General features: G+C 56.2%; 16 protein-coding genes and 1 tRNA gene. 9 read left to right on the top strand and 8 right to left on the bottom strand.

Features of this window, described 5'->3' with window-relative positions; translation table 11 throughout:
* Positions 1–46 precede the first annotated feature (46 nt).
* The 3 genes from ABFI50_RS17225 to ABFI50_RS17215 all read left to right on the top strand — a co-directional run bounded on the left by ABFI50_RS17225 (position 47) and on the right by ABFI50_RS17215 (position 1,829).
* Positions 47–907: a pirin family protein gene (locus ABFI50_RS17225; RefSeq protein ID WP_023337078.1), complete on the top strand. Its 861-nt coding sequence runs from the start codon at positions 47–49 to the stop codon at positions 905–907.
* A 19-nt stretch (positions 908–926) separates the two neighbouring features.
* Entirely contained in the window at positions 927–1,604 is a 678-nt protein-coding gene (locus ABFI50_RS17220) for an isochorismatase family protein (protein ID WP_058689774.1), read from the top strand.
* A 137-nt stretch (positions 1,605–1,741) separates the two neighbouring features.
* Positions 1,742–1,829 (top strand) — tRNA-Ser (locus ABFI50_RS17215).
* A gap of 177 nt (positions 1,830–2,006) precedes the next feature.
* Here ABFI50_RS17215 and ABFI50_RS17210 read toward each other — a convergent pair.
* The 5 genes from ABFI50_RS17210 to efeU form a co-directional block, all read right to left on the bottom strand.
* Positions 2,007–3,512: an alanine/glycine:cation symporter family protein gene (locus ABFI50_RS17210; RefSeq protein WP_023332665.1), complete on the bottom strand. Its 1,506-nt coding sequence runs from the start codon at positions 3,510–3,512 to the stop codon at positions 2,007–2,009.
* Positions 3,513–3,918: 406 nt separating this feature from the next.
* Positions 3,919–4,710: a phosphate starvation-inducible protein PhoH gene (phoH, locus tag ABFI50_RS17205; protein WP_014883322.1), complete on the bottom strand. Its 792-nt coding sequence runs from the start codon at positions 4,708–4,710 to the stop codon at positions 3,919–3,921.
* 499 nt (positions 4,711–5,209) lie between these two features.
* Entirely contained in the window at positions 5,210–6,493 is a 1,284-nt protein-coding gene (efeB, locus tag ABFI50_RS17200; protein ID WP_014883320.1) for an iron uptake transporter deferrochelatase/peroxidase subunit, read from the bottom strand.
* A 5-nt stretch (positions 6,494–6,498) separates the two neighbouring features.
* Positions 6,499–7,626, bottom strand: coding sequence for an iron uptake system protein EfeO (gene efeO, locus ABFI50_RS17195; RefSeq protein ID WP_347484624.1), 1,128 nt, complete (start codon positions 7,624–7,626; stop codon positions 6,499–6,501).
* A 40-nt stretch (positions 7,627–7,666) separates the two neighbouring features.
* Complete coding sequence (gene efeU / locus ABFI50_RS17190; RefSeq protein WP_014883318.1) at positions 7,667–8,500, bottom strand: iron uptake transporter permease EfeU; 834 nt, start codon at positions 8,498–8,500, stop codon at positions 7,667–7,669.
* A 251-nt stretch (positions 8,501–8,751) separates the two neighbouring features.
* Between efeU and ABFI50_RS17185 the strand changes: the two genes are divergently transcribed.
* A complete protein-coding gene (locus tag ABFI50_RS17185) occupies positions 8,752–9,936 on the top strand; it encodes a nucleoside transporter C-terminal domain-containing protein (protein WP_014883317.1) in 1,185 nt (394 codons plus the stop codon).
* A 69-nt stretch (positions 9,937–10,005) separates the two neighbouring features.
* Here ABFI50_RS17185 and ABFI50_RS17180 read toward each other — a convergent pair whose 3' ends face one another.
* On the bottom strand, positions 10,006–10,425 hold the full coding sequence (locus tag ABFI50_RS17180; RefSeq protein ID WP_014883316.1) for a DUF3574 domain-containing protein: 420 nt from the start codon (positions 10,423–10,425) through the stop codon (positions 10,006–10,008).
* Between the two features lie 117 nt (positions 10,426–10,542).
* Positions 10,543–12,051 (bottom strand): sodium/proline symporter PutP, encoded by a 1,509-nt coding sequence (gene putP / locus ABFI50_RS17175; protein ID WP_045281259.1) that lies wholly within the window; start codon positions 12,049–12,051, stop codon positions 10,543–10,545.
* 422 nt (positions 12,052–12,473) lie between these two features.
* Between putP and putA the strand changes: the two genes are divergently transcribed.
* On the top strand, positions 12,474–16,436 hold the full coding sequence (putA, locus tag ABFI50_RS17170) for a trifunctional transcriptional regulator/proline dehydrogenase/L-glutamate gamma-semialdehyde dehydrogenase (protein ID WP_014883314.1): 3,963 nt from the start codon (positions 12,474–12,476) through the stop codon (positions 16,434–16,436).
* A 102-nt stretch (positions 16,437–16,538) separates the two neighbouring features.
* Positions 16,539–16,934: a lysozyme inhibitor LprI family protein gene (locus ABFI50_RS17165; protein WP_047343592.1), complete on the top strand. Its 396-nt coding sequence runs from the start codon at positions 16,539–16,541 to the stop codon at positions 16,932–16,934.
* Here ABFI50_RS17165 and rutR read toward each other — a convergent pair.
* A complete protein-coding gene (rutR, locus tag ABFI50_RS17160; RefSeq protein ID WP_014883312.1) occupies positions 16,931–17,569 on the bottom strand; it encodes an HTH-type transcriptional regulator RutR in 639 nt (212 codons plus the stop codon). The two genes, ABFI50_RS17165 and rutR, sit on opposite strands and share 4 nt — an antisense overlap.
* Before the next feature lie 243 nt (positions 17,570–17,812).
* Between rutR and rutA the strand changes: the two genes are divergently transcribed.
* The 3 genes from rutA to rutC are packed head-to-tail and all read left to right on the top strand — an operon-like array spanning position 17,813 to position 19,991.
* A complete protein-coding gene (gene rutA / locus ABFI50_RS17155) occupies positions 17,813–18,904 on the top strand; it encodes a pyrimidine utilization protein A (protein ID WP_063861052.1) in 1,092 nt (363 codons plus the stop codon).
* Complete coding sequence (gene rutB, locus ABFI50_RS17150) at positions 18,904–19,593, top strand: pyrimidine utilization protein B (RefSeq protein ID WP_014883310.1); 690 nt, start codon at positions 18,904–18,906, stop codon at positions 19,591–19,593. Before rutA ends, rutB begins: the two co-directional genes overlap by 1 nt.
* An 11-nt stretch (positions 19,594–19,604) precedes the next feature.
* The gene (gene rutC, locus ABFI50_RS17145) at positions 19,605–19,991 is read left to right on the top strand and encodes a pyrimidine utilization protein C (RefSeq protein WP_014883309.1); all 387 of its coding nucleotides are present in this window, start codon (positions 19,605–19,607) and stop codon (positions 19,989–19,991) included.
* Positions 19,992–19,998 lie beyond the last annotated feature (7 nt).

Raw genomic sequence — 19,998 nt, 5'->3', positions numbered from 1 at the left:
CTCTGAATATAAGCTAATTACATCGACAGCACATCAGGAGTTAATCATGAAAAACGTAACAGGCGTCTATACCGCACCTCGTCCCCATTGGGTCGGAGACGGTTTCCCGGTTCGTTCGATGTTTTCCTATCAGACGCACGGTGAATCACTCAGTCCGTTCCTGCTGCTGGACTATGCCGGTCCCTACACCTTCCCGGCGGATGGCGCGAAGCGTGGCGTGGGCGAGCACCCTCACCGTGGCTTTGAAACGGTCACCATCGTCTACTCCGGCGAAGTGGAACATCGTGACTCCAGCGGCAAAGGCGGAGTCATCGGACCGGGCGACGTGCAGTGGATGACGGCGGGCGCAGGCATTTTGCACGAGGAGTTCCACTCCAGCGCGTTCTCGCAGAAAGGCGGCGAACTGAAAATGATGCAGCTGTGGGTCAACCTGCCCGCCAAAGACAAGATGGCAGCGCCCGGTTACCAGAGCATCACGAAGGCGGATATCCCTGTCGTCACGCTGCCGGATAGCAGCGGAACGTTGCGCGTCATCGCCGGCCGCTTTGACGAGGTGACTGGCCCGGCTCATACCTTCTCACCGCTGAATGTGTGGGATCTGACACTACGCCAGGGCAGCCACCTGACGCTCAATCAGCCTGAAGGCTGGAGCACGGCGCTGGTGGTACTTGAGGGCAGCGTAACGGTGAACGGCACCACGCCAGCGGGTGAGGCACAGCTGATCGTATTCAGTCAGCAAGGCGACAAGCTTCATCTGGAAGCAAACGGCGACGCAAAAGTACTGCTGATGGCCGGCGAGCCGCTGAATGAACCGATTGTGGGCTATGGCCCATTTGTGATGAACAGTAAAACCGAAATTGCGGAAGCCATTCGTGATTTCAACTCCGGCCGCTTCGGCCAGATCTAAACGTAATAAGGAGCGCAAAATGTCTACCCCTGCAAACTTCAACGGTACACGTCCCGTCATTGACGTAAACGATGCGGTCATGCTGCTTATCGACCACCAGAGCGGGCTTTTCCAGACCGTCGGCGATATGCCGATGCCAGAACTGCGCGCCCGTGCGGCGGCGCTGGCAAAAATCGCCACTCTGGCGAAGATCCCGGTGATCACCACCGCTTCAGTCCCGCAGGGACCGAACGGCCCGCTTATCCCGGAGATCCACGCCAATGCGCCGCATGCTCAGTACGTGGCCCGCAAAGGTGAAATCAACGCCTGGGATAACCCGGAGTTTGTGGCGGCGGTAAACGCTACCGGACGCAAAACGTTGATCATTGCGGGCACGATCACCAGCGTCTGCATGGCCTTCCCGTCGATCAGCGCGGTTGCGGATGGGTATAAAGTCTTTGCGGTAATTGACGCCTCCGGGACCTACAGCAAAATGGCGCAAGAGATCACCCTCGCGCGTGTGATGCAGGCCGGTGTGGTACCGATGGACACCGCGGCGGTGGCGTCTGAGATCCAGCGAACCTGGAACCGCGAAGATGCTGCGGAGTGGGCTGAGGTGTACACCCATATCTTCCCGGCGTACCAGCTGCTGATCGAAAGCTATAGCAAAGCTCAGGAAGTGGTTAAAAACAGCGAAGTGCTCGATTCACAGCGTTAATTCAGCCCTCAGCGGCATGTGCTGATTAAGGCTTAACCGAACAAGCACGAATACAGAAAATCTGCTTGACCGTGTAAGCGCAACTCCCTATAGTAGCGCCCCGTTGCCCCCCACGCGGTCAGGCAGCAAAACAATATGGTGAGGTGTCCGAGTGGCTGAAGGAGCACGCCTGGAAAGTGTGTATACGGCAACGTATCGGGGGTTCGAATCCCCCCCTCACCGCCATATTCAAGATGAGAGCTCGTACGAAAGTACGGGCTTTTTTCTTTTATATTCTCCAGCGGGGGGGATGAGAATCCCCGACCGGGGTTCGACAAAACCCGTAGGCCCGTGCAAGCGTAGCGCCGCCGGGCGAAACGTTGTCAGCAGTCTGAGCCCGTATTGCAATACGGGCTGTCACGATTAATTGTTCAGTTTCCCTGCGCTTTGCTCTCTCACGACAGAAGTCGTTTGCCCCGGATTCGCAGCCGGTTCATCCTTACGCTCTCCCAGCCAGTAATCGGCATTTTTAATTCCCAGTCGAACCGGATCAAACTGTGGATCCAGTCCCTGTGCATTCTGGGTTTCATAATCCTTAAGGCTGACAAAGGCTTTTTTATGTAAAAGTACAATGGCAATAATGTTAAGCCATGCCATCATCCCAACCCCAATATCCCCCAGTCCCCACGCCAGATCCGCGGTGCGGACGGTCCCGTACACGGTGGAAGCCATCAGACATAATTTGAGCAGGAATGTCAGCCAGGGACGGTGAATTTTACGGTTGATGTAGGCGATATTGGTTTCGGCGATATAGTAGTACGCAATAATGGTGGTAAAGGCGAAGAAGAACAGCGCAATGGCAACAAAGTAATTACCAAAGCCCGGCATCATACTTTCCATCGCCGTCTGAACATAGCCAGGACCTGCGGCCACGCCTGCAATCCCCGTATAGAGTGCAGCGCCGTCGACGCCCTGAACATTATACAGCCCGGTGATCAGCAGCATAAACCCGGTCGCGGAGCAGACAAACAGCGTATCGATATAAACTGAGAATGCCTGCACCAGCCCCTGTTTCACCGGATGGCTCACCGCTGCCGCAGATGAAGCATGCGGTCCGGTCCCCTGTGCCGCTTCGTTGGAATAGACGCCGCGCTTAACGCCCCACATAATCGCCTGACCCAGAATCGCGCCAAAGCCCGCTTCAAAGCCAAAAGCACTTTTCCAGATCAGCAGAATAACACCAGGAAGCTCGGTAATATTAATCGCGATAATAACGCAAGCCACAATAATATAGCCGAGTGCCATAAACGGAACGACCATACTGCTAAAACTGGCGATCCTTTTCACACCACCGAAAATAATAAAGCTTAACAGTACGGCAAGTAACGCCGCCGTGACATTGGGATCAAGCCCAAAAGCTATCTCCAGGCTGGCGCCAATCGAGTTTGCTTGAACCCCTGGCATTAATAAACCGCAGGAGAAAATGGTGACGACTGCAAATAACCATGCATACCATTTGACCCCTAATCCTTTTTCGATATAAAAGGCAGGACCGCCACGATATTCACCGTTGATTTTTTCTTTATAAACCTGGCCCAACGTAGATTCCACAAACGCTGAGCTGGCACCCAAAAACGCCACCATCCACATCCAGAAAAGTGCGCCCGGTCCACCGAAGGTGATTGCGGTGGCGACACCAGCAATGTTTCCGGTCCCTACTCGCCCTGCCAGCGTCATCGTCAGTGCCTGGAAAGACGATACCCCTGCATCGGTAGGACGCCCCTGGAACATCAAGGTAATCATATGTTTTATATGACGTAACTGCAAAAAACGACTACGTAATGAGAAATAGAGACCGACACCCAGACATAAGAATATTAACGCCGGGCTCCAGATAACACCGTTAATTGCACCAACCAGTTCGTTCATGTATGACCCTCAACGTGATGTTCCAGGGAAACGGTTCCCCATGGGATTTTCTTGTTAGAATGTTGTTTGAATCAGTACGAAACATAGATAATTACCCTCAATACACCAACTTAATTTTTACAACTTAGTAACATTATGTGACAACATTCACGTTTAAATTTGAACGAACAATTAGCGCGATCATGATATTCATGGGTATTTTGTGGATATTATAAATACGCATCACATTTCGCCAGGCGTGATAAAAACCCACCGCTGAAATGAATACCGAAATGATGAATTCCGCACGACAGGCTATCTATTAAAAGATAACCAGGCGCGAGTAGAGCACAGGAATAAAAGAAGCTTCCCGGCAGGATGCCGGGAAGGGATTACTTAAGAAGGGTAAAACGGTAATGTTTTACCTTCAGTCGGAATAGACTTGCAACGTCCGCTGACACAGTGCCGAACGCACGCAATCCTCTTTCGTGAAGCGTACCACCCCAATCATCTCATCTTCCTCAAAACGTGACATCGCGTCGCTCAGTCCGGATTTCACGCCGGATGGCAGGTCACACTGGGTAATGTCGCCGTTAACGATGACCGTCACGTTCTCCCCGAGGCGCGTTAAGAACATCTTCATTTGCGCAGCGGTCACGTTCTGAGCCTCGTCAAGAATGACGACCGCATTTTCAAATGTACGTCCGCGCATATAGGCGAACGGCGCGATTTCCACCTTGCCAATCTCTGGTCGCAGGCAGTACTGCATAAAGGATGCACCCAAACGCTTCACCAGCACGTCATAGACGGGTCTGAAGTACGGGGCAAACTTCTCCGAAATATCGCCGGGCAGGAAGCCGAGATCTTCATCCGCTTGCAGTACCGGACGGGTAACAATAATACGCTCCACGTCCTTATGGATCAGCGCTTCCGCCGCTTTGGCTGCACTGATCCAGGTTTTCCCGCATCCGGCTTCACCGGTTGCAAAGATGAGCTGTTTACTCTCGATAGCATTCAGGTAGTGCGCCTGAGCCTCATTGCGCGCCACAATTGGAGAATGATCACGGCTGTCTCGGGCCATGCCAATTGCTTCTACGCCACTCATCTGCACAAGCGAGGTGACCGATTCTTCTTCACGCTGTTTATGGCTACGTGAGTCCCGTCTCAGCACACGTTTTGCCTCGCGACGAGCTTTGATCACTGCTTTTTGTCTTCCCATGGATAGCACCTTGAGTTGTTGGTATTCATCACACGTGCCAGCGTCGGCACGATTATGCGCACGAACATCAGAGGGTTGGCTTCCTTGTAAGCCATTGCTTGCTTTATCAGATGACGATACAGAACGGCTACGCGCACCAGTCTGCACGTCGGTCGAATCAGATTCTTGAGGAGAGGGGGAGAATTTAGTGGTGAGGAAATCGCTGCCGGAGTCTGAGCCTCCGCGCCGGGTGCTGCGGTTGTTATGTTTACCTTGTCCAGTACAGGACGCAACCATTCGCGATCTCCATAGTGATTCAGCATCACTGCCGGGAACTACCGCTGTCTTATCTTAAGTACATCAGGAGTTATCATAAATGCAACATTTATTTTACCTGATTGCAACTTTTCAGACTGCTCCTGCAGCGGATTCAGTCTTATATAGAAATATTACAGAAATATAACAATATGTTTGTCATAGGAAAAAAAAATGTCCCCGCGAACTCTCGCAGGGACAATTATCAGGCTTCAATCAGATCTTGCGCGAGATACGCGTTCCGGTCGCGCACGCCAGGCAGGGCAAAGAAGTAGCCGCCGCCGATGGGTTTTACATACTCTTCCAGCGCTTCGCCGTTTAAGCGCTTCTGCACGGTCAGGAAGCCCTTTTCAAGGTCATGCTGATAGCAGACGAACAGCAGCCCCATATCGAGCTGACCTGCGTTGGTCACGCCGAGGGAGTAGCTGTAGCCACGACGCATCATCAGGCTGGACTGCGTCTCTTTGGTGCGCGGATTGGCGAGGCGAATATGGCTGTCCAGCGCAATCACATCGCCATTGGGATCGCGGGCATAGTCGGGCACATCATGCTCATGCGTCATACCGAGCGGCGCCCCGCTCTGCTTGTCGCGGCCGAAAATGGTCTGCTGCTCTTTCAGCGGCGTGCGGTCCCAGAACTCCACATGGAACTGGATAATGCGCACCGCCTGGTAGCTGCCGCCGACGGCCCACGCCGGTTCGCCCTGATCCGCCGTCACCCACACCACCTCTTTCATGAGCGCAGCATTGCTGCTGTCCGGGTTGGCCGTGCCGTCCTTAAAGCCCAGCAGGTTAACCGGCGTCTCTTTCCCTTTACTGCGCGCAGCGTGGTCAGAGATAAACCCTTCCCGCTTCCAGCGCACGCTGAGCAGATCCGGCGTGTGCTTGATGATATCGCGCAGGGCGTGGATCACCGTGTCCTGGGTATTGGCGCAAATCTGCAGGAGCAGGTCGCCATGACACAACCCCGCGTCGAGGGAATCGTTTGGAAAACGCGTCATTTTTTGCAGCGCTTTCGGCTTCTGCTTTGTCAGGCCGTAGCGGCCATCAAACAGCGACTCTCCGACCGACACGGTAATGGTCAGGTTATCGGGCGCGATAAACGCCCCGAGAATACCGGAGTCCATTGGCGGCAGGCGCGGATTAGGCGTGTCCGGCGCCGGTCCACCTGCGGTCAGAAACGCAATGCGTGCCGTCAGCAGGCGGAACAGACGTTCCAGATCGGCTTTATCGCTGGCCAGCGAATCAAACGCCACCAGCATCATGGAGGCCTGCTGCGGCGTCAGAATGCCCGACTGATGATCGCCGTAAAAAGGCTGCGTCTCCATGCGGGCATTGGGGGACAGCGTGCCGGGTGCGCTTTGCGGTTTCGCCGCATGCGCCACCGGGCAGCCGCCTGCAAGGGCAAGCGCGCCGCCCAGCGCCCCTACCCCTTTTAACAACCGACGACGGGAAGGTTCTACCTCGTCGAACTTACCATTCTTGTTCATCGTGCTTAGTCCAGACCCAGTACGCCGCGCAGCAGAGAGAGATCTTCCGCCAGGGCGGTAATCGGGCCTTTCAGCGCATTACGGTCGGCGTCGGTCAGCTTATCGTATGTTTCAAATCCGTCTTTGGTACGGTATTTCGCCAGAATGGTGTCGACTTTTTTGAAGTTGGCATCCACTTTTGCCAGCAGTTCGCTGTTCTCTTTCTGCAGCTGAGGACGCAGCAGATCGACAATTTTCTGCGCACCGTCGACGTTGGCCTGGAAGTCCCAGAGGTCGGTGTGGCTGTAGCGATCTTCTTCACCGCTGATTTTGCTTGCGGCCACTTCTTCAATCAGACCCGCCGCGCCGCCCACCACTTTTGAAGGCGGGAAGGCCAGCTCGCTGATGCGCTTTTGCAGTTCCAGCACGTCGCCGTTCAGCTGTTCGGCGTATTTTTCCATCCCTTTGGTAGTGTTGTCGCCAAACAGGGCTTTCTCCAGACGGTGGAAGCCGGTGAATTTCGGATCGGCGGCCTTTTGCTCGTAGTCGTCTTCGCGGGCGTCAATGCTGCCATCAAGGTCTGAGAACAGCTCGGCAATCGGCTCGATGCGCTCGTAGTGCTGACGAGCTGGTGCATAAAGGGATTTGGCTTTTTCGATATCACCGGCTTTCACCGCATCGGTAAAGGCTTTCGTGCCCGCCACCAGATCTGCCGTCTCTTTGGTAACGTATGCTTTATAAGCGGTAATCGCGTCACCCAGGCTCAGCACTGCAGCGCCTTTCGCCGCATCCGCCGTCGCTTCACCTTTAACGATCAGCTTACCCTTAGGATTGGTCAGCAGACCGCAGGTCATTTCATACTCGCCCGGCTGCAGGTTGGCAGTCATCTTCTGGCTAAAGCCAGGGGCGATATTTTCACGCTCTTCGACGACCAGCACCCCTTTCAGGATTTCCCACTCCAGCGCCTTCTGGCTGTGGTTCTGAATAATGAACTGGGTTTTACCGCTGTTCACCGTGAGGGTCATCGGCTCGCACTGCTTGTCATTGACGGTCACTTTGACCTGAGGAACATCGGCCCCCCAGGCGGAAAATGCGGAAGCGAACAGCGCGGCAATGCCTGCGCATAACGCACTACGACGGAACTGAATTGCCATGACTCTTCCCTTTAAAAGTATGTTGTAACTAAATCAACTATTACGGCGCGACGCGCGTCGCCTGTGTGCCGGTACGCGGCGGCATCGCAAACAACACCAGCGCCGGCACCAGATAAATAAAGTACATCGCCACTTCGCTCACGCTCGGTGTCTCCTGGTAACCGAAGATACCTTCGAGCAGAGTGCCGGTCAGAGAGTGTGTGGAGAGGACATTGCTGAGATCAAACGCCACGTCCTGGAAGTGGTTCCACAGGCCCGCTTCATGAAAGGCGCGGATCGCCCCAGCCGCCAGCCCCGCGGCGACCAGCAGAATAAACAGGCTGGTCCATTTGAAGAACGCCCCCAGGTTAAGGCGAATACCGCCCCAGTAGAGCAGGAAACCCAGCACAACGGCCGTTGCCAGCCCCAGCACTGCCCCCAGCGGCGGCCAGATGCCTACGTCCTGCTGGAAGGCGGCCAGCAGGAAGAAGACCGATTCCAGCCCTTCACGCGCCACCGCAAAAAAGACCATCATGATCAGCGCCCAGCCGTGATGGTTGCCTTTTTGCAGGGCGTTATCCACCGCCTGCTCCAGCTGGACTTTCACATTGCGGGAGACCTTACGCATCCAGAACACCATCCAGGTCAGGATCACCACCGCAATGACGGCGACAATCCCCTCAAACAGCTCTTGCTCTTTCTGCGGGAACTCGCCGGTGGTTTCGTTGATCAGGATACCCAGGCCCAGACAGAGCGCCGCGGCGAGGAACACGCCAATCCACATGACGCCAATCCAGCGTCCGCGCTGGGTTCGCTTCAGATAACTGGCGATAAGGCTGACAATCAGAGCCGCTTCGAGCCCTTCACGTAACATAATGAGAAATGGAACAAACATGCCGACACCTTAAATGTTTATCGCGGTCAACTGATGCAAAGAAAGGTAAATTCTTGTGATAGTGATTATCATTACGTCGAGAAGAAAAACAAGCGAAATGTGGGATGTTTTGATGACGAGTTGTAAACGCGAAGCCTGATAATAGTTGTCAACGTAATCATTACGTTTATAAGTTATAACGAAAATGCCCGTTTACGGTTAATCAGCGCTGTGGCTAAATATCTGCCTCGAAAACCAAGTGAAAATAAACCATGTTTAAGATTATCCATTTCCTGCTGGCGCTGGTGATTATTCTTGCGCTCGCCTGGCTGGTGAGTTTCGACCGCCGAAAAATTCGCATTCGTTATGTTTTACAGCTGATTGTTATTGAGATTGCCCTGGCGTTCTTTTTCCTGCACGCCGAAAGCGGGTTATTCCTGATTAAATACGTTTCCGGCTTCTTTGAATCCCTGCTGAAATTTGCTGGCGAAGGTACCAATTTTGTCTTTGGCGGAATGGGTGAAAAAGGGCTGGCGTTCATTTTCCTTGGCGTGCTTTGCCCGATTATTTTTATTTCCGCATTGATTGGTATTCTCCAGCACTGGCGGATCCTGCCGATTTTTATTCGGGTTATCGGGACGCTGCTGTCAAAACTGAACGGTATGGGCAAGCTGGAATCGTTTAACGCGGTGAGCTCGCTGATCCTCGGCCAGTCGGAAAACTTCATTGCCTACAAAGGCGTGCTGGGGGATCTCTCCTCGCGCCGTCTGTTCACCATGGCTGCGACCGCCATGTCGACCGTTTCCCTGTCGATTGTCGGCGCTTATATGACCATGCTCGACGCCAAATTTGTTGTTGCGGCGCTGATCCTGAACATGTTCAGCACCTTCATTATTCTCTCCGTCATCAATCCGGTGCGTCCGGAAGCGGAGCCGGATATCAAGCTGGAAAAACTGCATGAATCCCAGAGCTTCTTCGAAATGCTCGGGGAGTATATTCTGGCCGGTTTTAAGGTAGCGATGATTATTCTGGCGATGCTGATTGGCTTTATCGCGCTTATTAGCGCCGTTAACGCCCTCTTCTCCAGCGTATTCGGCATGAGCTTCCAGCAGATTTTAGGTTATGTGTTTTATCCGCTGGCGTGGCTCATCGGTATTCCGCTGAGTGATGCGCTCAACGCCGGCAGTATTATGGCAACCAAGCTGGTGGCAAATGAATTTGTGGCGATGATTGAGCTGCAAAAAATTGCCCATCAGATGTCACCGCGCGGGCTGGGCATTTTATCCGTCTTCCTGGTGTCGTTCGCTAACTTCGCGTCTATTGGTATCGTCGCAGGCGCCATCAAGGGCCTGAACGAGCGGCAGGGGAACGTTGTTTCGCGGTTTGGTCTGCGCCTGGTGTACGGCGCGACGCTGGTGAGCCTGCTGTCCGCGAGCTTTGCGGGATTAGTGTTGTAAGTTTTGTGCGGTTTGTGCCCGGTGGCGGCTACGCCTTACCGGGCCTACAAAACTATCCCGCCATTTTGCTTAAAACTGCACGCACACCGGCTGATCGACCCGCATCACCGACTCCTGCGCGAAGCGAGATTTATAAATCCCGCGCAACGCTTCGATATTCTTCTCGCTCTGCGCGTCTTTACCGTGGATCAGCATCAACGCTTTGCTCGGCTCGCGCGCCACTTTCCCGTCATTCCCCAGCCACTGGCCACGTGCATCAAACACCGTTAAGCCGTCCCGAAAGCGCGGCGTCACGTCCTGGTCAACAAACTGCTGCCACTCGTTGCCGGTGATCTGCGCTCCGGCCGGACGATTCAGTCCGAAATAAAGCGTGGTTTGCTGCATCTGGTTATCTGCTTTGCAGGTCTCCATTGCCGCGTGTTGCGCGGGTGCGTTGCAGCCTGCGAGCATCAATAATGCCGCCGCCATAAGCCCTGTTTTGATGGTCATTGTTCGCTATCCTCATTGTTATAAGTGCAGCGATATCAACGTAATTTACGCATTTTGGCAAGAAAAAAGCCGGGTCGCGCTAGCGCTTACCCGGCTTACAGGAGGGAATAGGTTTTTTTACTCAGCCTGAAGCTTCGTCGGTGGTGCAGTGTGGTAGTGCGCGTCCGCTTCCGCAAAGCGTTTCTGCATGGAGGCAGACGGTGCTTTACCCAGCAGGCTGAACACCACAATACCGATGCTGGCGAAGATGAAGCCCGGGATGATTTCGTACAGACCCAGCCACGCGAACTGCTTCCAGACGATAACGGTCACCGCTCCGATGATCATCCCCGCCAGCGCGCCGTTGCGGGTCATGCGTGACCACAGAACGGAGAACAGAACCACCGGACCAAACGCCGCACCAAAGCCCGCCCACGCATAGCTCACAAGACCCAGAACGCGGTTATCAGGATTGGCCGCCAGCGCGATGGCAATCAGCGCCACTAACAGCACCATAAAGCGCCCGACCCATACCAGCTCTTTCTGGCTCGCACCTTTACGCAGGAAAGCTTTGTAGAGATCTTCGGTAATCGCACTGGAGCAGACCAGCAGCTGGCAGCTCAGAGTCGACATCACCGCCGCCAGAATTGCGGAGAGCAGAATACCGGCAATCCACGGGTTGAACAGAATGCCCGCCAGTTCGATGAACACACGCTCGGCATTCTGGTTTACTGCACCTGCCTGCGCCGGGTTATTGTTGAAGTAAGCGATGCCGAAGAAGCCAACCGCACAGGCACCCGCCAGACAGAGGATCATCCACGTCATACTGATACGACGGGCATGAACAATCGTGTGGTGAGAGTCAGCGGCCATAAAGCGCGCCAGAATGTGCGGCTGACCAAAGTAGCCCAGACCCCAGCCCATCAGAGAGACGATGGCCACGAAGTTCAGCCCTTTCAGCATGTCGACGTTTTCAATGCTCTTCTGCTTGATCACTTCCAGCGATTCACCGAAGCCGCCAACGGTGAAAATCACAATCACCGGGGTCAGGATCAGGGCGAAGATCATCAGGCTCGCCTGCACGGTGTCGGTCCAGCTTACCGCCAGGAATCCGCCCACGAAGGTATAGAGAATGGTCGCCGCGGCACCTGCCCACAGCGCGGTTTCATAGCTCATGCCGAAGGTGCTCTCAAACAGACGCGCGCCCGCCACGATGCCGGAAGCACAGTAGATGGTGAAGAACAGCAGAATCACCACCGCGGAGATAATGCGCAGAATGCGGCTGTTATCTTCAAAACGTCCGGTGAAGTAATCCGGCAGCGTCAGGGCATTGTTGTTCGCTTCGGTATGCACGCGCAGACGGCCTGCTACCAGCTTCCAGTTGATCCACGCCCCAAGGGTCAGGCCGATGGCAATCCAGCTTTCAGAGATACCGGAGATGAAAATCGCGCCCGGTAACCCCATCAGCAGCCAGCCGCTCATATCGGATGCGCCCGCAGACAGCGCGGTCACCATCGGGCCTAAACTGCGGCCGCCGAGAATGTAGTCGTCAAAGTTCTTTGTTGAACGCCATGCCAAAAACCCTATCAGGATCATGCCAAAAATATAAACGAGAAATGTCACCAGCATCGGTGTGCTAATAGCCATTCAAATTCTCCAAAATGTCGAGCGACAACCGTCCGGGTTGCCTTGTTATGTCATCACCGGAACGTAGTGATGTGTGTATGTGTTTCCATTGGGCGCGCTATCCTGCCGTATGCGCATCCCGCTGACAAACGATTTAACACTGCATTTACATCAAATTCATCCCCGGTTTGATACGAGTTTCCTATAGGTTGCACTCGCTCACACTTATACGGGTTGCACCTTTTAAAAGTGTTAAGTACCGCATAAAAACAGGCTTCTCATGCAGAAGCCAGCGCTTTTTTCCAGCTAACCAATCATTAACAATCCATTCATTTTCTGGGTTGCAAACCAGGTCACATTTAACACGGTTGCACAAAGTTGCAACATGGTGGATATTTCATGCCATCTACAAAACGCGATTACAGAACAACAGGAGTTTTGGCATGGGGATGACCACCATGGGGGTTAAGCTGGATGACGCTACCCGCGAACGGATTAAAACCGCAGCGACCCGCATTGACCGCACACCGCACTGGTTAATCAAGCAGGCGATTTTTAACTATCTGGAAAGACTGGAGAGCGACGAAGGCCTGCCAGAACTGCCTGCCCTGCTGGCGGGTGCCGCCAATGAAAGCGAGGATGCACCCGCCGCTGGCGACGAAAGCCACCAGCCGTTCCTCGAATTCGCCGAGCAGATCCTGCCGCAGTCCGTCAGCCGTGCCGCCATTACCGGCGCTTACCGTCGTGCCGAAACCGACGCCGTGCCGATGCTGCTGGAGCAGGCCCGCCTGCCGGAAGCCATTGCCGCCCAGGCGCACAGCCTGGCGTATCAGCTGGCTGACAAGCTGCGCAACCAAAAAACCGCCACCGGCCGCGCCGGGATGGTGCAGGGTCTGCTGCAGGAGTTTTCCCTCTCTTCACAGGAAGGCGTGGCGCTGATGTGTCTGGCGGAAGCGCTGCTGCGTATTCCGGATAAAGCCACCCGCGACGCGTTGATCCGCGACAAGATCAGCAACGGCAACTGGCATTCGCACATTGGCCGCAGCCCGTCCCTGTTCGTTAACGCCGCCACCTGGGGCCTGCTGTTTACCGGCAAACTGGTCTCAACCCATAACGAAGCCAACCTGTCACGCTCTTTGAACCGCATCATCGGTAAGAGCGGCGAGCCGCTGATCCGCAAAGGCGTGGACATGGCGATGCGCCTGATGGGCGAGCAGTTCGTGACCGGCGAAACCATTGCCGAAGCGCTGGCGAACGCCCGCAAGCTGGAAGACAAAGGTTTCCGCTACTCGTATGACATGCTCGGTGAAGCGGCCCTGACTGCCGCCGACGCGCAGGCCTACATGGTCTCTTATCAGCAGGCGATCCACGCCATCGGTAAAGCCTCTAACGGCCGCGGTATTTATGAAGGTCCGGGTATCTCTATCAAACTGTCCGCACTGCACCCGCGCTACAGCCGCGCGCAGTACGACCGCGTGATGGAGGAGCTTTACCCGCGCCTGAAATCCCTGACCCTGCTGGCGCGCCAGTATGACATCGGCATCAATATCGACGCCGAAGAGGCCGATCGTCTGGAGATCTCCCTCGATCTGCTGGAAAAACTGTGCTTCGAGCCAGAGCTGGCGGGCTGGAACGGCATTGGCTTCGTTATCCAGGCGTACCAGAAGCGCTGCCCGTTCGTCATTGATTATCTGATTGACCTGGCAAGCCGCAGCCGTCGCCGCCTGATGATCCGCCTCGTGAAAGGCGCCTACTGGGACAGCGAAATCAAACGCGCCCAGATGGAAGGTCTGGAAGGCTATCCGGTCTATACCCGTAAGGTCTACACCGACGTCTCTTACCTCGCCTGTGCGAAAAAACTGCTCGGCGTGCCGAACCTGATCTACCCGCAGTTCGCTACCCATAACGCCCACACCCTGGCGGCAATCTACAGCCTGGCGGGTCAAAACTATTATCCTGGCCAGTACGAGTTCCAGTGCCTGCACGGCATGGGTGAACCGCTGTACGAGCAGGTGACCGGTAAGGTAGCGGATGGCAAGCTGAACCGCCCATGCCGCATTTATGCGCCGGTAGGTACGCACGAAACGCTGCTGGCGTACCTGGTGCGTCGTCTGCTGGAAAACGGCGCGAATACCTCCTTCGTAAACCGCATCGCCGACACCACGCTGCCGCTCGACGAGCTGGTGGCCGATCCGGTGCAGGCCGTTGAGAAGATGGCGGCCCAGGAAGGTCAGATTGGTCTGCCGCATCCGAAGATTGCCCTGCCGCGCGAGCTGTATGGCGCAGGCCGCGTCAACTCTGCGGGTCTGGACCTGGCGAACGAACATCGTCTGGCGTCCCTCTCCTCTGCCCTGCTCAACAGCGCGCTGCAGAAATGGCAGGCGAAACCGATCCTTGAGCAGTCCGTCGAGGACGGTGAAATGCAGCCGGTTATCAACCCGGCAGAGCCAAAAGATATCGTCGGCTATGTACGCGAAGCCACCGAAGCGGAAGTGGATCAGGCGCTGGACAGTGCGGTCAACAACGCGCCAATCTGGTTTGCCACCCCGCCGCAGGAGCGTGCCGCCATTCTGGAGCGTGCTGCCGTGCTGATGGAAGATCAGATGCAGTCGCTTATCGGCATTCTGGTGCGTGAAGCGGGTAAAACCTTTAGCAACGCTATCGCCGAAGTGCGTGAGGCCGTGGACTTCCTGCACTACTACGCGGGTCAAGTGCGCGATGATTTCGATAACGAAACTCACCGTCCGCTCGGACCGGTCGTGTGTATCAGCCCGTGGAACTTCCCGCTGGCTATTTTTACCGGCCAGATTGCCGCCGCCCTTGCCGCAGGTAACAGCGTGCTGGCCAAACCGGCAGAGCAGACCCCGCTGATTGCCGCGCAGGGCATCAACATTCTTCTGGAAGCCGGCGTACCTGCGGGCGTGGTCCAGCTGCTGCCAGGCCGCGGCGAAACGGTCGGCGCTAAACTGACCTCCGATAACCGCGTACGCGGCGTGATGTTTACCGGCTCGACCGAAGTTGCCTCTCTGCTGCAGCGCAACATTGCTACCCGTCTGGATGCGCAGGGTCGTCCTACCCCGCTCATCGCGGAAACCGGCGGCATGAACGCCATGATCGTTGACTCCTCTGCCCTCACCGAACAGGTGGTGGTTGACGTGCTGGCCTCGGCGTTCGACAGCGCCGGTCAACGCTGCTCCGCCCTGCGCGTACTGTGCCTGCAGGATGACGTGGCCGACCACACGCTGAAGATGCTGCGCGGCGCGATGGCCGAATGCCGTATGGGCAACCCGGGGCGTCTCACCACCGACATCGGCCCGGTGATTGACGCGGAAGCTAAAGCCAATATCGAAAACCACATCCAGACCATGCGCGCCAAAGGCCGTCCGGTGTTCCAGGCGGTGCGTGAGAACAGCGAAGATGCCCGCGAGTGGCAGACCGGCACCTTCGTGCCGCCAACGCTGATTGAGCTGGCAAGCTTCGACGAGCTGAAAAAAGAGGTCTTCGGTCCGGTGCTGCACGTGGTGCGTTACAACCGTAACAACCTTAATGAACTGATCGATCAGATCAACGCCTCCGGCTATGGCCTGACGCTTGGCGTACACACCCGTATCGACGAAACCATCGCGCAGGTGACCGGCAGTGCCAAAGTGGGCAACCTGTACGTTAACCGCAACATGGTCGGCGCGGTCGTGGGCGTACAGCCGTTCGGCGGTGAAGGTTTGTCCGGCACCGGTCCGAAAGCGGGCGGTCCGCTTTACCTGTACCGTCTGCTGGCGAACCGTCCAGAGAACGCGCTGGGCGTGACGCTGGCACGTCAGGACGCAGACTATCCGGTCGACGCGCAGCTGAAAACCGTGCTGACACAGCCGCTTGAAGCGCTGATCGCCTGGGCGGAAAAACGTCCTGAACTGCGTGCCATTGCGCAGCAGTACGGCGAGCTGGCGCAGGCTGGCACGCAGCGTCTGCTTCCGGGGCCAACCGGCGAGCGCAACACCTGGACGCTGATGCCGCGCGAGCACGTACTCTGCGTAGCGGATAACGAGCAGGATGCGCTGGTACAGCTGGCTGCCGCGATGGCAACCGGATGTGAAGTGCTGTGGCCGGAAGATGCGCTGCATCGCGACCTGGCAAAACAGCTGCCAAAAGCCGTTTCAGCCCGCATTCGCTTCGCGAAGGCCGATGCGCTGCTGACGCAGCCGTTTGACGCCGTGATTTATCACGGTGATTCCGACCAGCTGCGCGAACTGTGCGAACAGGTGGCGGCCCGCAGCGGGGCGATTGTTTCGGTACAGGGCTTTGCGCGTGGGGAAACCAACCTGCTGCTGGAGCGTCTGTACGTGGAGCGTTCGCTCAGCGTCAACACCGCGGCGGCGGGCGGTAACGCCAGCCTGATGACCATCGGTTAATCGTGTAAACTCTCCCCGGTGGCGCTACGCTTACCGGGGCTACTAAGAATCGTAGGCCGGATATGCATAGCGCATCCGGCTTTTTTTTACACGGAGGGGATGATGAAAAGAGTATTTCTCGCAGGTGCCGCACTGCTGTTGAGCACCAGCGCGCTGGCCAACGAGTGCGACAACGCCACCACCCAGCTTGAACTGAACACCTGTAGCGCGCAGCAGTACCAGGCGGCGGATAAGAAGCTCAACGCGACGTATCAGGCCGCTATCAAACGTGCGGCAGCCCACCAGCGTGACCTGCTAAAAAAAGCGCAGCAGGCGTGGATTACCCTGCGGGATGCAGACTGCACGTTTATCGGTTCGGGTACGGAAGGTGGAAGCATTCAGCCAATGATTGTCAATCAGTGCCTGGCAGAGAAAACCGCGGAGCGAGAAGCGTTTCTGGCCTCGCTGATGCAATGTGAAGAGGGCGATTTAAGCTGCCCTCTCCCGCCGGGAAACTAACGCACGCGGATCCCTTCGATAATCATCCGCTGTACGTTTTCCAGAGTGCTGTGGAAAAACGCTTCATCCTGGAGCGTTTTCCCGGTTACCGCCTCGACCTGGGCCGCAAAGTCAGCATAATGCTGGGTGGCGGCCCAAATCATAAAGATCAAATGCTGCGGATCGACCGGCGCCAGCTTGCCGCTGGCGACCCATCCGGCAATAATCGCCGACTTATCGTCCACCAGCTGCTTTAAATCCCCCGTCAGCTCAGCCTGCAATAGCGGCGCGCCCTGCAGCATCTCAAGACAAAACAGGCGCGACGCCTGCGGGTAATCGCGTGACACCTCCAGCTTCAGGCGGATGTACTCTTTGATCGCCACCAGCGGGGCCAGCTCTGCGCGGAACGCTTTCAGGGGCGCCAGCCAGATATCGAGGATCTGCTGCATCACCGCCACATAGAGCGCCTCTTTCGACGGGTAGTAGTAGAGCAGATTGGTTTTGGAAACCCCGGACTGCTCCGCTACCTGCTCCAGCCGCGTGCCGTGAATGCCAAACTGTGAAAACGTCTCCAGCGCCGCGCTGAGAATAGCCTGCTTCTTGGCGCTGACTGCCTGTGACCGTTTACCTGGTGTTTTCACTGCGCCTTGTGTCATTCCCGCTCTCCTTATTCTGCGTTGCCCTCAGCATAGCAAAACCCCCGTCTCGCCACGACATTCTGCACTCCCATCGCGCATGAATGCCTGTTTTCTGTGCAATGTTTTTGACCAGTTAGTCCACTTTTAACCGCATCAATACGCCAACTTTCGATTAACACATTAATAACAAAGTCATTTTCAAAACTGGCACTCCCTTTGCAAAAACGCCAGTACCTGCAACGTAGTGAAGAGAGGTTCGTGATGAAAATTGGCGTATTTGTACCTATCGGCAACAACGGCTGGCTTATCTCGACCACTGCCCCGCAATACATGCCGACCTTTGAACTGAATAAAGCCATCGTGCAAAAAGCGGAGCACTACCATTTCGACTTTGCACTTTCGATGATCAAGCTGCGCGGCTTTGGCGGCAAAACCGAATTCTGGGATCACAACCTGGAGTCCTTCACCCTGATGGCAGGACTGGCCGCGGTCACCTCGCGGATTCAGATCTACGCTACCGCCGCCACGCTCACCCTGCCACCGGCGATCGTCGCGCGCATGGCCTCAACCATCGACTCGATCTCCGGAGGACGCTTTGGCGTGAACCTGGTGACCGGCTGGCAAAAGCCGGAGTACGAGCAGATGGGGCTCTGGCCGGGTGACGATTACTTCTCGCGTCGCTACGACTACCTGACCGAATACGTGCAGATCCTGCGCGATCTCTGGGGCACCGGCAAAAGCGATTTCAAAGGTGACTTCTTCACCATGAACGACTGCCGCGTCAGCCCGCAACCGTCGGTGCCGATGAAAGTGATCTGCGCCGGGCAGAGCGACGCGGGGATGGAATTCTCCGCCAAATACGCCGACTTTAACTTCTGCTTCGGGAAAGGCGTTAACACCCCTGCCGCTTTCGCCCCCACCGCGGCGCGCATGAAAGAGGCTGCCGACAAAACCGGGCGCGACGTGGGCTCCTACGTGCTGTTTATGGTGATTGCCGACGAAACCGACGAGGCCGCACGCGCGAAATGGGAGTGTTACAAGGACGGTGCCGACGAGGAGGCCCTGAGCTGGCTTACCGAGCAGAGCCAGAAAGATACCCGTTCCGGCGCAGACACCAATGTCCGCCAGATGGCTGACCCCACCTCCGCCGTCAATATCAATATGGGCACGCTGGTTGGATCCTATGCCAGCGTTGCCAGAATGCTCGACGAAGTCGCCGCCGTACCCGGCGCAGAGGGCGTTCTGCTGACCTTCGATGATTTCCTCACCGGTGTGGAAACCTTCGGCGAGCGCATCCAGCCGCTGATGCAATGCCGCGCCCACATTCCTGCCGTCACGAAGGAGGTTGCGTAATGACGACCTTAAACGCTCGCCCGGAAGCCATCACCTTTGCGCCGCAGCAGAGCGCGCTGATCGTGGTGGACATGCAAAACGCCTACGCCAGTAAAGGGGGTTATCTGGATCTGGCGGGGTTCGACGTCTCCGCCACGCAGCCGGTCATTGCGAACATCAACACCGCCGTCAGCGCCGCACGGGAAGCCGGCATGCTCATCGTCTGGTTCCAGAACGGCTGGGACGACCAGTACGTGGAGGCCGGTGGCCCCGGCTCGCCCAACTTCCACAAGTCCAACGCCCTGAAAACGATGCGCAAAAACCCAGAACTGCAGGGCAAGCTGCTGGCAAAAGGCGGCTGGGATTATCAGCTGGTGGACGAGCTGGTCCCGCAGGCAGGTGATATTGTCTTGCCCAAACCGCGCTACAGCGGCTTTTTCAACACCCCGCTCGACAGCCTGCTGCGCAGCCGGGGCATTCGTCACCTGGTCTTTACCGGCATCGCCACCAACGTTTGTGTGGAGTCGACCCTGCGCGACGGCTTTTTCCTTGAGTATTTTGGCGTGGTGCTGGAAGACGCGACCCATCAGGCCGGGCCGGAATTCGCGCAGAAAGCGGCCCTGTTCAATATCGAAACCTTTTTTGGCTGGGTGAGTAACGTCGCAGCGTTCTGCGATGCCCTGAATCCGCCGCTCGCCCGTATCGCCTGAGGAGAACGACGATGCCGAAATCCGTGATTATTCCGCCGGGCACCAGCACACCGATTGCCCCGTTTGTCCCCGGAACGCTCGCCGACGGCGTGGTGTATGTCTCCGGTACGCTGCCGTTTGATAAAGACAACAACGTGGTGTTTATCAACGACCCAAAGGCACAAACCCGCCACGTGCTGGAGACGATCAAAAGCGTGATCGAAACGGCGGGTGGCACGATGGAGGATGTGACCTTCAACAGCATCTTTATCACCGACTGGAAAAACTACGCCGCGATTAACGAGATCTACGCCGAGTTCTTCCCCGGCGATAAGCCGGCCCGGTTCTGTATTCAGTGCGGGCTGGTAAAGCCGGACGCGCTGGTTGAAATTGCCACCGTTGCGCACATTGCGAAGTGAGGCGGCC

It is taken from the genome of Enterobacter sp. HNDS-6, assembly GCF_039850505.1.
Classification (GTDB): domain Bacteria; phylum Pseudomonadota; class Gammaproteobacteria; order Enterobacterales; family Enterobacteriaceae; genus Enterobacter; species Enterobacter kobei.
This window is presented reverse-complemented; position numbering and strand designations above follow the sequence as displayed.

Excerpts from the sequence above, each read along its gene's own strand:
- ABFI50_RS17225 (WP_023337078.1), top strand. The coding sequence starts at position 47 with ATGAAAAACGTAACAGGCGTCTATACCGCACCTCGTCCCCATTGGGTC.
- ABFI50_RS17220 (WP_058689774.1), top strand. The coding sequence starts at position 927 with ATGTCTACCCCTGCAAACTTCAACGGTACACGTCCCGTCATTGACGTA.
- ABFI50_RS17210 (WP_023332665.1), bottom strand. The coding sequence starts at position 3,512 with ATGAACGAACTGGTTGGTGCAATTAACGGTGTTATCTGGAGCCCGGCG.
- phoH (WP_014883322.1), bottom strand. The coding sequence starts at position 4,710 with ATGGGAAGACAAAAAGCAGTGATCAAAGCTCGTCGCGAGGCAAAACGT.
- efeB (WP_014883320.1), bottom strand. The coding sequence starts at position 6,493 with ATGAACAAGAATGGTAAGTTCGACGAGGTAGAACCTTCCCGTCGTCGG.
- efeO (WP_347484624.1), bottom strand. The coding sequence starts at position 7,626 with ATGGCAATTCAGTTCCGTCGTAGTGCGTTATGCGCAGGCATTGCCGCG.
- efeU (WP_014883318.1), bottom strand. The coding sequence starts at position 8,500 with ATGTTTGTTCCATTTCTCATTATGTTACGTGAAGGGCTCGAAGCGGCT.
- ABFI50_RS17185 (WP_014883317.1), top strand. The coding sequence starts at position 8,752 with ATGTTTAAGATTATCCATTTCCTGCTGGCGCTGGTGATTATTCTTGCG.
- ABFI50_RS17180 (WP_014883316.1), bottom strand. The coding sequence starts at position 10,425 with ATGACCATCAAAACAGGGCTTATGGCGGCGGCATTATTGATGCTCGCA.
- putP (WP_045281259.1), bottom strand. The coding sequence starts at position 12,051 with ATGGCTATTAGCACACCGATGCTGGTGACATTTCTCGTTTATATTTTT.
- putA (WP_014883314.1), top strand. The coding sequence starts at position 12,474 with ATGGGGATGACCACCATGGGGGTTAAGCTGGATGACGCTACCCGCGAA.
- ABFI50_RS17165 (WP_047343592.1), top strand. The coding sequence starts at position 16,539 with ATGAAAAGAGTATTTCTCGCAGGTGCCGCACTGCTGTTGAGCACCAGC.
- rutR (WP_014883312.1), bottom strand. The coding sequence starts at position 17,569 with ATGACACAAGGCGCAGTGAAAACACCAGGTAAACGGTCACAGGCAGTC.
- rutA (WP_063861052.1), top strand. The coding sequence starts at position 17,813 with ATGAAAATTGGCGTATTTGTACCTATCGGCAACAACGGCTGGCTTATC.
- rutB (WP_014883310.1), top strand. The coding sequence starts at position 18,904 with ATGACGACCTTAAACGCTCGCCCGGAAGCCATCACCTTTGCGCCGCAG.
- rutC (WP_014883309.1), top strand. The coding sequence starts at position 19,605 with ATGCCGAAATCCGTGATTATTCCGCCGGGCACCAGCACACCGATTGCC.